The sequence below is a fragment of the uncultured Holdemanella sp. genome (genome assembly GCF_934754935.1).
Lineage (GTDB): Bacteria > Bacillota_I > Bacilli_A > Erysipelotrichales > Erysipelotrichaceae > Holdemanella.
Window position 1 is genome coordinate 1 of record NZ_CAKVJB010000012.1, and the last position, 13,903, is coordinate 13,903.

General features: G+C 31.0%; 10 protein-coding genes. 1 reads left to right on the plus strand and 9 read right to left on the minus strand.

The window, feature by feature from the left end; genetic code table 11:
- Positions 1-245, plus strand: a 245-nt coding sequence (locus Q0E86_RS04480; RefSeq protein ID WP_295754833.1) for a hypothetical protein, incomplete at its 5' end; no start/stop codon positions are given.
- Positions 246-420: 175 nt separating this feature from the next.
- On the opposite strand, the gene Q0E86_RS04485 is transcribed toward Q0E86_RS04480, so the two are convergent.
- The 9 genes from Q0E86_RS04485 to Q0E86_RS04525 form a co-directional block, all read right to left on the minus strand.
- The gene (locus tag Q0E86_RS04485) at positions 421-1,512 is read right to left on the minus strand and encodes an AAA family ATPase (protein ID WP_295754835.1); all 1,092 of its coding nucleotides are present in this window, start codon (positions 1,510-1,512) and stop codon (positions 421-423) included.
- A 77-nt stretch (positions 1,513-1,589) separates the two neighbouring features.
- Positions 1,590-2,462, minus strand: a complete 873-nt coding sequence (locus tag Q0E86_RS04490) for a hypothetical protein (protein ID WP_295754837.1) — start codon at positions 2,460-2,462, stop codon at positions 1,590-1,592.
- Positions 2,463-2,632: 170 nt separating this feature from the next.
- Entirely contained in the window at positions 2,633-2,818 is a 186-nt protein-coding gene (locus Q0E86_RS04495) for a hypothetical protein (protein ID WP_295754838.1), read from the minus strand.
- Between the two features lie 541 nt (positions 2,819-3,359).
- Entirely contained in the window at positions 3,360-6,725 is a 3,366-nt protein-coding gene (locus tag Q0E86_RS04500; RefSeq protein ID WP_295754840.1) for an RICIN domain-containing protein, read from the minus strand.
- A 100-nt stretch (positions 6,726-6,825) separates the two neighbouring features.
- Positions 6,826-9,741, minus strand: a complete 2,916-nt coding sequence (locus Q0E86_RS04505; RefSeq protein WP_295754841.1) for an RICIN domain-containing protein — start codon at positions 9,739-9,741, stop codon at positions 6,826-6,828.
- Between the two features lie 101 nt (positions 9,742-9,842).
- Entirely contained in the window at positions 9,843-10,796 is a 954-nt protein-coding gene (locus Q0E86_RS04510; RefSeq protein WP_288521275.1) for a glycosyltransferase family A protein, read from the minus strand.
- Between the two features lie 2 nt (positions 10,797-10,798).
- On the minus strand, positions 10,799-12,031 hold the full coding sequence (locus tag Q0E86_RS04515) for a lipopolysaccharide biosynthesis protein (RefSeq protein ID WP_288521273.1): 1,233 nt from the start codon (positions 12,029-12,031) through the stop codon (positions 10,799-10,801).
- A 13-nt stretch (positions 12,032-12,044) separates the two neighbouring features.
- Entirely contained in the window at positions 12,045-13,070 is a 1,026-nt protein-coding gene (locus Q0E86_RS04520; RefSeq protein ID WP_288521271.1) for an acyltransferase, read from the minus strand.
- Positions 13,057-13,893, minus strand: a complete 837-nt coding sequence (locus Q0E86_RS04525) for an NAD(P)-dependent oxidoreductase (protein WP_288521270.1) — start codon at positions 13,891-13,893, stop codon at positions 13,057-13,059. The genes Q0E86_RS04520 and Q0E86_RS04525 overlap by 14 nt, the downstream gene beginning before the upstream one ends.
- Positions 13,894-13,903: the final 10 nt, after the last annotated feature.

A 13,903-nucleotide genomic window follows, 5' to 3' on the forward strand; every position in this document is an offset into this window, starting at 1 on the left:
GAAAATTTGACATAAAAAAAGCGCTACATAAGCGACATTTGGAATATTTACGATTTTACAACTGTCGAACTACCGATTTAAAAAACCGTTTGAATGACAAATTAAACTACATCACGAAAATAAAAGGCCAGCGTAATAAAGCACAGGATGAACTATCAGAAATAAGAAAAATTCTTGAATTATCAGATGATATCTCATTAAGAGAATATATTTTAAATTTAAAATCATCTATTGACAAAGAATAGTTATCTAGGTATCATTTAAGTACAAAGAGATCTTTTTCCGGAGTGAGAAAGATATTATTAATTTTTCAAAGAAAAGGAGTTCATGGTGAGCTCCTTTTCATTTAATATAACAACACATTTAAATTTGTAAAATGGTGAAAATACCATGCTATCTCCGCCATTTCTTATATCATCTTTAACTGTGAGAAATTAAAGAAACAAATGTATCTTTAATCTTTTTATTCAAATCGCGCATATTTTTGTATTGTGAAACACGAATTTGGCCAACTATATCGTCAAAAAGGCTTTCTGGTATATCATCCGATACTAATTCTTTATATTTAGATATGATTTGATTTACTCTGAAATCAACAAACTTTTGCTTATCCTTGTTAGTAAGCAAATTAAAAACGCCTTTATAGTCGAATCTAGATCTTAATTCAGGTGAAATTTTACTTTCAAAATTACCCTTTGTAATGTTTGACGTGAAAACAATTATGTAACCATTAACATCATATTCATCAGCTTGTGAGTTAACAATTTTACCATTCTCTAGAACATCCAAAAAGTAATTGAACACAGCGTTATTTGCTTTTTCAAATTCATCTATAAGAATTATGCCTACATCCGACTCACAAACTCTCTTTACCAATTCACCACCATCACTACCTACATACCCTAATGGACTTCCAATCAAACTATTCAATGCATCATGGCTACTGTAATTTCCAAAATTAATTTTTGCTAATTTTGAGTTACTTCCTAACGCTTTATGAACGGCTCTAGCAACCTCAGTTTTCCCAATGCCAGAATCACCCATTAAGAACAATGAAAGGATTTTGTGTTCACCCAATTTATTAAACACTCGAAATGAAGTTACAAGATTTTTAAATTCTTCTTTAAACTGCTGATGTCCATATAAACTAGCATCAAAATCTTCAAAAAACTTTGTTAATTCAGAATCATTCAAATCCGTAATCTTTCTTACATGCGCTGAGTTCCCAATAGATGCTCTATCTTTTTCAACAGGCAACTCTTCACCTTCTATCTCAACATCAGAATAATCATCTAAAACATTGCGAAATATGTATTTAACATCATCCTCATAAACTTTATCACAAATAAATGTAGTATTATCTTTAAAATCACTTAAAAGACGTTCAAATAAATACAATTGTGATTCATTAGCCTTCAGTAAGCTGACAATAGATGTTATATCCACATAATACTGTTTAGATTCATCCAACCATTTAATATATTCAATATGGTCAAAAGTTGAACCACTCAAAAATTCAAATCCCTAAACAAGCTGATTTGATTTAAATTTAAAATATTGTTGTCTAGTATAAAAAAATACTTTATTCACTAAACACCCTTCTTTCTCTGTTTCTTGTGTTTTAACTCATCATCATAACTATCAAATTTGATAACTTGAACAATCGCTAAAAGATCAATATAGTTATAGTCTTCATTATCAATTTCACTTTCCAATTTAGTTTCTTGTGAAATAGAGTATTGGCTTTCATGTATATCAGAATCGGTTTCATCATTTAAATCTTCTCCAATCTCTGAAAAATAATCAAAAGAGTTTTTAAGACTATGAATCTTTGTCTTTCCCTTGTATATACCTATTATTGAAACGTTTCCTACAAATAAATCATCCACATTATATGAACTTTCGAATTCATTTTCAAAAGTTAACGGTATCTTTATTAAAAGCTTTTCATCACTATCATGTAATTCACCTTTTAGTTTATAAGAATAGTCTTTGAACATAGAATTTAAAACGTTATTAACATCAAGTCCACCAGTATCCGCTGGATGCATACCTTTGAACATACCATTAGAAAACATCTTTACAGTTCGAAGTTCCATTTCATTTTCTAACAAAAGTGATACGTTATCTACTCTAATAAGTTGTCCTTCTGGAACACCATCAAAACCAGAAGAAGCAATCTTGCATTTCTCAATCACTTCATTTAAAATCAGCGATTTTGTCATAATAATCTTAAAATTTTCAAGAACTTTTTGCGAATCTGATGATTCTGCTTTAACATCAGCTCCTAGCACTGTTTTAAAAAGACCAAAGCCTTTAATACCTATTTTTGCCTCTAATCCAGCATCAACCGTATTCCCTTGATTTTTCTCGATTGTTTCATCTGTTTTGATCACATTACTTAACATCATTTTTATCTCATATACTTTTGAAAAATTTAAGTAATAAATATTAAATAACATACCTACCTCCAACATTATTTTTTTCTAAGTATCTTACACAGTTATTGTTTCAAAAATAACAATACCTCTCATCAATTTTTTACTCCATTAATGATAACATATTCTCCTTCACATATTATAAATTCTCGATTTCATCCAATCTAGATACAATTGATAACAACTACATTTCTTTATGAATCTGTATTCTTCTTTAAATAATCTGCTACATTAACTACAGAAATACCTTGATCATCTTTCTTTAATAAATTAAAGCTATGTTTACAAAGAGGCAAATTCAATATATCTAAATTGCGTGTTGTAAAGAATAACTGATTGATCATTAAAGATAAAATTTCCTTTTCAATATATGAACTCACAATCTTTCTTAGATCAGAAATCTCTAAAACAACATAAATTATCTAGTTTTAAATCCATTATAATCATATGCATCAACCTCTTTATTATCAAACAAAAAATAAAAGATCAACCCCCGGCACATAGGCATACTCAGTAATTACTCACCTACCCCATTCTGGGACCCAGCGTTAATCCTTCGTAAGTTGATCTGTGTTTATATTTTACTAAAAATCAATTTTAAAGTATCAATGAATTTGTCAATTATTAATGTTTTATGCTAAATTATAAGTAGAGATAGAAATATCTTCAGTGAACAAGCACTTTAAGCTGAAGACAATAGGAAGTCGATAAAACATCCTAATCGTGGTCACTATAAGTGATGGGGTGACAACCACCAGCAAAGTTGTAGACAATAGGAAGTCGTTAAAATATCCTAATCATTGTCGCTAATAGCGATGGGCTGACAGCCAGCAGATAAACTTGTATTCTAATCAGATGTCTTAGGACATCTTTTTTGTTAGATTCATTTTACTAAACAAAAAAGAGTTCAATCTAGAACTCTTATTTACTTAATAATACTTTAACCATGACTACAATATCATAACCATAGTTCTTGGCAGATGCCCAACCATATCCATTTGGATTTTCTTTAATACCCAACCATTCTACATATGGCGCACTATTACGAGTAACCAAATTAAATCTTGGATCCACACACGCATTGTTTAATGGGCTTGTTGAAGCATAAGCCTTTAAATGTTGAATTTGAGCTCGAATTCCAGTACGAACATCCTTAAAAGAAGCCCCATGTACAGCACCCGTTGCACCAATACCTGCAAAGTTATATTGGTTTGGCAATACATCACCACCATACTTTAGAAAGCCAGTTTCCTTCATACATTGCGTAAAGGCAACCTCTGCCTTAACACCCTCAGCATTTGCTTCTTCATAAAAGATTTGTGCAAACTGCTCAATTGTACTAGCACCACCCTTGGCAAGACTTCCATCATACTTACCCTCATATTTTGCCTTGAATGTATCATATCCACTCGCATTCGCCTTATAATAACGAACCATTTGAGCAACACTAGTCTGACTTGTACCCATAATCTTTGTCAAACTTACTTGTGCATCTTTACTAATATATTCAAACACCCACTTTTGAGCAGCCGAGTTATTTGAAGTATACAATTGAATATTTGAACCATTCTGAATCTTACCACCATATACATCTAAAACGCGACTTGAATGCAATGCTGAAATAATCTTAAGATTTTGATTACTATCAAATGCAACGATCCACTTTTGATTATATCCATTCGACTGACTTTGTTGATTTACATTCGCACTATTTCCACTTGAAGTAGCCGTCAAATACATACCTGAATTGACATTTTTAAAAGATACATATCCTTTTGAATCATGTGAAACCAACCATTTCTGTGCATCCGTTTTATTCAAAGAATATAATTGAATATTTGCTCCAGAATAAGAACTTGCACTTTCTACATCTAACGTAAACTTCACATCACGATTTTTAATGTAGTAAACACCATCATCCATCATGTTCTTATTTTGTGCGGCCAATTGATCCAATTTTTCTAGTTCTGTCACAACTTTATTAAACTGCCACTGTTGAGCTATAGAATCATTATCTGAATATAACTGAATATTTGTTCCTGAACGAGTTGTACCACCACACAAATCAATTACATAATTTGGATCTAATGCTGAAATAATTGTATAACCAGAAGTATTCTTCTTAATAATCCATTTTTGTGCACGACTACCATTAGAAGAATACTGCCAAATATTTTGACTATTCTTTACTGTACCACTATACAAATCTAAAGCTTTGCCTGATTTAACATTCGTAATTGTGACATATCCATTTGAATCATTTTTAATTTTAAATGTTTGTGCCATAGATCCATTACGGGTATACAATTGAATATTCGCACCACTCGATGTTGAACCACCATATACATCAAAACCATAACTATTATTTTTTGCACTACAAATTTCATACTCACCATCCGCAATCGTATTTTTATTTTGTAATGCGAGAGTATCAAGACGTTCTTCTTTCGTCACATATTTTGTCAAATTCCATTTTTGACCAGAAGATCCTGTATAACAATATAATTGAATATTTCTACCACTTGTTGCTTGTCCACCACTCAAATCCAATACATAATTTGGATTTAATGCAGAAACAATCACATAACTATTACCATCTTTTTTAATAATCCATTTTTGTGCACGAGTACCATTTGAAGTATATTGCCAAATATTCTGTTCATTCTGTGCAGTACCGCCATATACATCTAATACTTTACCTGATTTTGCGTTTGTGATAGTTACATACCCTTTGGCATCATGACTCACTTTGAATAACTGAGCTATTGTATCATTGCCATTATATAATTGAACATTAGCTCCATTTGTTGTATGACCACCATAAATATCAAATACATATTTTGTGTTTATACTTGACTGAATCAAATAAGTTCCATCCGCAATTAGATTTTTATTTTGACTTGCCAAAGTATCCAATTCTAAATATTTTTGTTGCAAACCTAAAGCATTCACAATACCCTTCGCATCCGCTACACCTAATTGTTGCAGTTTTGCATCTGAACTTAAATACTTATTATATTCATCCGGATTATTTAAGAAACAATGCTCAATAATTAAACCCGAAATATTTTGTTCTTTCGCATAACGAATAATACCATAATAATCTCTATCACTACTATTTGGATTTGATGAAGTAGAACCATCCATATAGTTTCTAATTTTAATACCACGATCATATAGACCTAAGGCAACCAATTGACTCTGTATGGCTTTAGCCATAGCTTGTCCATTACTTGATAAACTCGCATTTCCACTTGTATTTGGAAAATATACTTCAGCACCATGAGCAGAAGTATTTGTTGCTGAATTTAAGTGAATACTAATGATATAAGAAGCCCCAGCCTTTTTAGCAGTCATAACACGATTAATAAGATCCTGTGATGCATTTTCACTTGGTCTTGTGTCCGTTGTTCTTGTCATTACAACATTCACATCATATTTCTCTAATTCTTCTTTACAATAATTGGCAATCTTTAATGTTAAAGCCGACTCTTTTTGACCAAAGGCATTCGCACCTGAATCACTACCACCATGTCCTGGGTCCAAACAAATTGTCATACCACCAGTTGCTGCTCTAGAAAATTCATCAATTGACATAATAGAAGCCTCACTTGCCATGCCATTTGCGATTTCTTCTTCTGCTTTATTTACATCCGTAACTTGAATCACACCCTCTTGATTCGTTGAGTCTTGAGTTAAATCCGGTAATGTTTCATCATAGCCAACATATTCTTGATCCACACCAAATTTAATATCCATCTCTAAATCACTAAAATTCAAATAATAAGCTTGCCCATTATAATCATAATGAAATGAAGTCACTTGATATTCACCCTTATTACTAAAGACATTCGAAAACTTCACTAAATTACCAACAGTTTCTGAACTCTCTAAATCCAAAGTTGTTCCATCCTCTTTTTGAATGGTAATCTTAAAATTTGAATATCCATCTGTATTATTTAATGAAAGAACAAAGTTTTCTGTTTCCTGAGACGATACGACTGGACTATCCACCAAGAAATATTCCATCATAGTTGAATCACCCATTTGTTCTTCTACGTCTGTATCTGTATTTTCTTCAACAACCTCATCTGATTCATCCTCAACATTTTCCTCTTCTGAAGTTGTTTCTTCAGTTGTATTTGTATCTTCTGTATTTGTTTCTTCAACTGTCTCTTCTTGTGTAATTTCATCTTCTGCAAATACAGTATATGTATTTGACAAAGTAGAAACAGACATAAATAAACTTAATACTAAAGCTAAAACTGGTTTCAATCTTTTATGCATTGTCTCCCCCTCTTTCCAATCCTCTTTATTTTAAAGGAATCCAAAAACAATTTCAATATAACTTAAAAATAACCAAGCGTATAAAACGCCTGGTTATAGACTATACTCTGGTTAATTTGAATTTTTGAGCATTTGTACCATTATCACGATATATATGAATATTTCCTTCATTCTGAATTCTACCGCCATAAATATCTAAAACGTAATCTTTATCTAAAGCAGATACAAAGGTTAAACTACCATCACTATTTTTTCTAGCAATCCATTTTTGAGCATACGTATCATTATATGCATATTGCCATACATTCGTAAAACTTTCAGCTTTACCACCATATACATCTAATGCTTTATTCGTATCTACATTAATAAACGTAATGTATCCCATCGCATCTTTTTTGATCTTCCACTTCTGTGAACTTACCTTATTTGCGTTTGCAAGTTGAACATTACCATTAGATGCGTTAAATACTACATTATTATCTGTGTAACACTCAATTACATATGTAGATTCCGTAATATCTGCATTATATTCCTTAGCCATCGCATTTAAGTGGTCACGTGGACTTTCATATTTTATAAAAGACCAAGTCTGAGCTTTCGTATTATTCGATTTATGAATCTGAATATTTGAAAAATTCTGAACTCTACCACCATAAAGATCCAATACATAATTTGAATCTAAAGCCGAAACAATTTTGTAACCAGATCCAACATTCACTACAATCCATTTTTGTGCATATGAATTATTTGAAGTATATTGTACTACATTTTGACCATTTACATTCTGTCCGCCATAAACATCAAGGACCTTATTTGAACCTACATTCATAAATGTTACATATCCTTTTGAATCATGAACAATTTTCCATCCTTGAGCTACAGTTCCATTATTCTTATAAATCGTAATATTTCCAAAATCACTCTTACTTCCACCATATACATCAAATACATAGCTTGTATTTAATGAAGAAGCTATAAAATAAGTCCCATCCGCAATCGCATCTTTATTTTGAGAAGCTAATTTATCCATCTCTTCACGCGAGTTTTTAACTTTTAATAGTTTCCAACTCTGCGCTACTGTACCATTAGAAGAATAAATTTGAATTGGAGAACCATTATTTGTTGAACCACCATACAAATCAAATACATATCTTCTATCCCAAGCTGAAGAAATAATCCAACTGCCATCACTATTACGAGTGAATATGAATTGAGCTCCTTTACTAGAAGCATTTACACCTTGGACTAGACGACTACTCTTCATTTGATTCCAATTTGTCGTTACACCCAAATATAAATTGGATTTAACATTTTTTATTGTATAATAACCATTTTGATTCTTTATAATTTCATATTGCTGGGCCATAGATCCATTCCAATCATAAATTTGTACAGACGCACCATATGAAATAGAACCACCCACAATATCTAAGACTTTATTATTATTTTTTGAACTAACAATTTCATAAGTTCCATTCGTCATTTCATCTTTTATAATATCAAAGGACAATGTTAATTTACCCGTAAACATGTTTACTCCAACAATTGTTACGGTTCCTTTTCCTATATCTACATTATTTGAATAGATAACTTTATAATCACGACCCTGAACCAATCCTGTATTTTTGATAGAAACATTGACTTCAGGCTCTACTTTATTTCCTGTATAATATACATTTCCTACATGCCCAGTACCTTTAGATACATCCAAATATAAGGTTGTATCCACATACTTACCTAATGAAAAGAATGGCCCACCATCAATTTTATCCAATCCAAAACTAGATGGATGATTAAATACTTCACTAATATGTACACGACCATTACGAGTGCTTGTATAAGGATCATAAACTGTAGTATATCCTTGTGCATCCAATCCAAACAATAAGATCTCATGAGAAATACCAGGCCAAGGACAGAATCTTCCACCCTCAACTGTAGCTGCAATCATATTTCCTTTCATCAATTCATTTTTAGCGGATTCCATATTAATATTATTCTTATAAACTAATCCAAATCGATTTGAAATAAGACTCCAAGTATCTCCTCCTGCACCAATCTCACGCACATTATAGATACCTGCATTATATAATAGATTCCCCATATCAATAGGTGTATAATTTGTTCCCTTAAGTGTATTTACAATCATAGCAGCTGTTGTTGGAACACAACCACTACTCGCAAACGTATAATTTCCATAGACTGACCAAGCCCAACGATCATCTCTTTGACAATAGTAAGAAACACCATTCCAGCTTGCCTTAGTAATCAACCCATTATTATCCGTATTATAAGTAACCTTATCAATTTGGAAAGTTCCCTGCAATCTTTTACCAAAATTATCATAGTACTTAGCACTATTTCCAACATTCACAAAACCAACCGATAAAGTACCATCATTTTTAAAATTGTACCAATTTCCATTGACCTGCTTTTCACCAAAACTTTGAACACCATTTTCAAAATAGTAGATTTTACCATCCAAATGCGCCATTCCACTAAATTCCATGCCATTCTCAAGATAATAATGATTCTTTCCATCCTCTTTCATTAAAGAATAAAGAACTGTACCTGTATTATCATCATGGTGCAACTGCATATTTGACTGTAAGACACCTGATTCATTAAAATAATAAGCATCCGTACCAATCGTTTTTAAACCCGTTACCTTATTGCCATTCTCATCAAAATAATATTTCTGCCCATCAATATCTTCAAAACTACTCGTGACATAAGAACCATCTTTGACAAACATAGTATAGTCCGTATTCCAACCATCTAATAACTTAGAACTTGTATCCATTGAATCCTTTTCATCATCTATTGAAACAGAAACATCCGGATTTACAACACTATCAATCACATCCACTAAGGTATCCGATTCTTGTGTATTTGTCGTTTCTTTAATTGGCTCAACACTATTTTCTTCAGCATGAACAATTGTATCCGCAAAATTATAGCTTACTACTGCTGCAAGAACGGCAAAACCAACCTTAACAATATCTCTTGAATTCATTCAAATCACCCTCCGCAAAAACCATTTTATAACTTTCATAAAAATATGACAATTATCTTTTGTTAATAAATCAAAAGATCACCTCAATTGAAGTGATCCCGTTAAACATATTTAATATTCAATTTACGAATAAAATGGTACATAAACATTTTGCAATGCAATTGATCAAAAAGAACATACAACAAAATACATACATTGACTTTAAAAGAATCTTCTTTATTGAATGAAAAATGATAATAATCATTTTGTTTCAAGAATTTAAAAGATTCCTTGTAAATTTTAGCATAAGAGTTCTTCTCTAATACGCTAGCCTGCATCAATAAATATTGAACAACCGTTTTTAAATAAAAATAATCAATATATTTCTTATCATACTTATCTAAATTCAATGTATTTTGAATCTTATTCAACAACATCAATATATCATTGTTTCCTTGAACCGATTTTTTACTTTGTGTTAATGAATTCGGATTAAAACAATAATTATACCCAGCATAGTCAATAACTTTCACTTTATTCGTTAAGCTATTGCACTTAACATTCATATACACATCTTCACCCAAGACAAATTTTTCATATTCAATATGATTATCCTTTAAAAAATTCAAACGATACAATTTACCCCATGTAGCTACATAACGAAACTCATCCCAAACAGATACTTTAGGTTTTGAAACATACATTAATGAATGATCTTCCAAATTTACTTTTTTATATCCAGAGATTAATACATCGTAATCCTGAATTTCTTGATGCAATCTTTCTAAATAATCCGAATCTATATAATCATCTGCATCAATAAATGTAATATATTTTCCTCTAGAAAGTTGTATTCCTTTATTTCTCGTTTTTCCAGCACCCTGATTATCAAAAGAATATACTTTAATACGTGAATCCTTATAGCTGTTTAACACCTCTAACGTATCATCCTTTGAACCATCATTGATCAACAACAATTCAAAATTATTATATGTTTGTTCTAAAACACTATTAACACAAATTCCAATATATTTTTCAGCATTATAGACAGGTACTACAATTGAAATCAAATCCATCTTTATACCTCCTTAAATTCTTGTTTTCGCATAATATAAATATAGATTAATAAATACAACAAGAATTGAATAAACATACATAATAAATAAGCAAACGATGCACCAATTAAACTAAATTTGATAATAAACAATTTAGAAACAAACAACGCAAATAAAGATGTCAAAGAATAAACGATAAACTGTACAAAAGTATGGCGAATCGTAGTAAGTGCAGCCGATACTAATGTACTTAATGAATAGAAAATGGCACCTACAATAATCAAAATCAAACACAATTTATAATCTGAAATATCCACGCCATATAAAATATTTAATACAGGTATACCAAGTAGATATGCTCCAATAACACATGCAAATCCAAACGCAAGAACTAATAAAGACGATTTAAAAATCAAAATATTAAATTCTTTTTTCTGACCCAACGCATATAGATTCGCAATCGTATTTAGAATAGGTTGCAACAAGTATTGACATGCCAAACTGATAATTGTAGCAGGCATTAACACAATACCAAAAATAGCTTGAAGTGATTCTACGACAACACCATCCAACGCATATTTTTGTGCATTCACAAGATATACACCTAGAAATAAGATTGAAAAAGAGAAAAAGCCTTCTTTATAGAGTTTAACAATATTTGAGACACGAATCTCTTCCGTTGAATTTATATGTTGTTTTGTTTTGGGAATGTCATACACAAATAAAATAGCTAGCCAAATCAAATCCAATCCAATACAAGACAATAATAAATTCTTTGTAATTAAATCTAAAACAATAAAAACTACAATAGAAGCAATGGATTTAAAAAACAAGGACTTACCAACAAGTTCTAAATTATCATTCTTTTGAAGCACACCATAAAATACATCTGAAAAGACTTCACAACATTTCATAAAACATAACGCAAATGTAACACTCATTTTATATGCATCATACTTCATAATTAGACAATATATAAGAACAGTGACCATCATTAGAATGCAACTTGATATTCTATGTACAATATATTCTTTATTTGAAAAGTCTTGCTTAACATCCGTAACTTGAAAAACCCTGCCTTCATAATTACCAATAAAACAAAACAAACAAGCCAATGAAAAGGCTAGTGTAAAAACACCTGAATCCTTTAGACCATTGATTCGAGTAACAATAATCATAAAAAATAAGGAGTTAAATGCATTTGCGGTTGTACCAATCATATTCCATATGACATTTTTCTTTGTGTTATTTCCCATATAAACTCCTTCTCTACATATTTTTCTCTATTAACATATATGTAATGTATCCTACAACCATACTCAAAGGAATAGAAATCAGAATATTTAATCCGACAGCCATAGATCCACCAAATACACTAATGACCATTTGTTGAATTGGCCAACCACATAAATATATATCATAAGATAAATTACCTAGTGATGCGAATCGAACATTGCATTGAGGTAAACAGAATGAAATATATAAAGTTAAATAAGGAATGAATAGGAAAGATCCAATCTGACCATATCCTAAACCAATCAACAAAATAAATAGAATGATAGAAAGCACAAAATATACATTTTTCATTGTTATTTCATCTCTATAAATCCAATAAAAAGAACCCCAGAAAAACAAGAAACATGGCTGAATATAGCCTTTGATACTCATGAAGATAGACAAAGGAATAAAATTGATACCAATAAAAACAAGTATTACCAATAAAGCGATATATTTGTAACTCTTTTTGTTCACCAAATTTAATTTGTAGGCAACTAATAAAACAATATAACATAAAAATTCTATTGGTAACGTCCATAAAGGACCATTTATAACTCCAGGATAAATATTATTTGTGAATACACCTGGTAAATTATGAACAGGTATCAAAATAAAATTTAAACAATATTTAAAGAAATCCGCTGATACAAAAAAATCAATTAGACTATAAGACGAAAAAAGTAAAGCACAAACCACAATACAGACTACAATTGTAAACCATAATGGTGGGAAAATTCTTATAAATCTGTTGTGCAGATACTTTTTTGAATTCTTGTTTTTTAATAAACTCTTGGTCACAAAAAAGCCGCTACTCATAAAGAATATCGCAACGGCTAAACTTCCGAACGCAATAGAATTTCTAGATAAGTCTGATAATATATCATTATATTCTGCACCTTTACATAATGGATACGCATGCGACACGATGACAAACAATGCGGCAATAAACTTAACTAAGTTTAAATTATTACTTCTTGTAGACTCAAAATTTTTAAGCGTAACACTATTTTGTGTCATTATGCTTCTCCATAATCAAATTAATTTTTGTATTATCACCCCAAATAGCAGGTGAATCATAAGGACGTTCAGGGAATTTTCCATAGTCTGGACGAATGCTATAATGATTCTTCTCAATAAATTCATTCACTTTATCCGCTAATGAAACTGGTTTTCCAGAACAACAATTGATAATTCCAGTAATTTCAGATTGTGTAGAAGCTGTCGCAATTTGTTTTGCGAGTTCATCTACATTAATAAAATCATATTTATTTTTACCAGAAACAAACGGGAATGAAGCCTTACCCTCATGCTCCATCTGTGTAATCTTAGAGAAAATAGAATTGTTATTGGAATCATCCCCTAAAATATAATAGGCACGCAACCACATTAAAGACGTATTTGTTTTTTCAGCTAATAATAAAGAAGCTTCTCTTAATGCATTTTTTGCAATTCCATACATTGACAATGGATTTGTAGGTGTATTTTCATCCACACAACCTTCATAATATCCAATCTCATGCATTGTTCCCATTACGGATAAATATTTAACACCACCATCAATCATATTCTTAATGAATGCATAGTGCTTAGACAACATAGACATATGAGCATCTGAAGCATGGTTAAAACCATCTTTCCAAGCCATATGAATACATGCATCCGGTCTACCTAGCTTGTTATAAATATCATCCGAAAAAATATCTAATGATAAAAAAGTTGCATCCGTATTGATTCCTTTATTTATCATATCTACCGCAATAACTTCATGATGCATTTTGATTAACGCATCTACTACATGTCTCCCGATATATCCAGAAGCCCCTGTAACAACTACCTTCATTTTATCATCT

Excerpts from the sequence above, each read along its gene's own strand:
- Q0E86_RS04490 (WP_295754837.1), bottom strand. The coding sequence starts at position 2,462 with ATGTTATTTAATATTTATTACTTAAATTTTTCAAAAGTATATGAGATA.
- Q0E86_RS04500 (WP_295754840.1), bottom strand. The coding sequence starts at position 6,725 with ATGCATAAAAGATTGAAACCAGTTTTAGCTTTAGTATTAAGTTTATTT.
- Q0E86_RS04505 (WP_295754841.1), bottom strand. The coding sequence starts at position 9,741 with ATGAATTCAAGAGATATTGTTAAGGTTGGTTTTGCCGTTCTTGCAGCA.
- Q0E86_RS04510 (WP_288521275.1), bottom strand. The coding sequence starts at position 10,796 with ATGGATTTGATTTCAATTGTAGTACCTGTCTATAATGCTGAAAAATAT.
- Q0E86_RS04515 (WP_288521273.1), bottom strand. The coding sequence starts at position 12,031 with ATGGGAAATAACACAAAGAAAAATGTCATATGGAATATGATTGGTACA.
- Q0E86_RS04520 (WP_288521271.1), bottom strand. The coding sequence starts at position 13,070 with ATGACACAAAATAGTGTTACGCTTAAAAATTTTGAGTCTACAAGAAGT.
- Q0E86_RS04525 (WP_288521270.1), bottom strand. The coding sequence starts at position 13,893 with ATGAAGGTAGTTGTTACAGGGGCTTCTGGATATATCGGGAGACATGTA.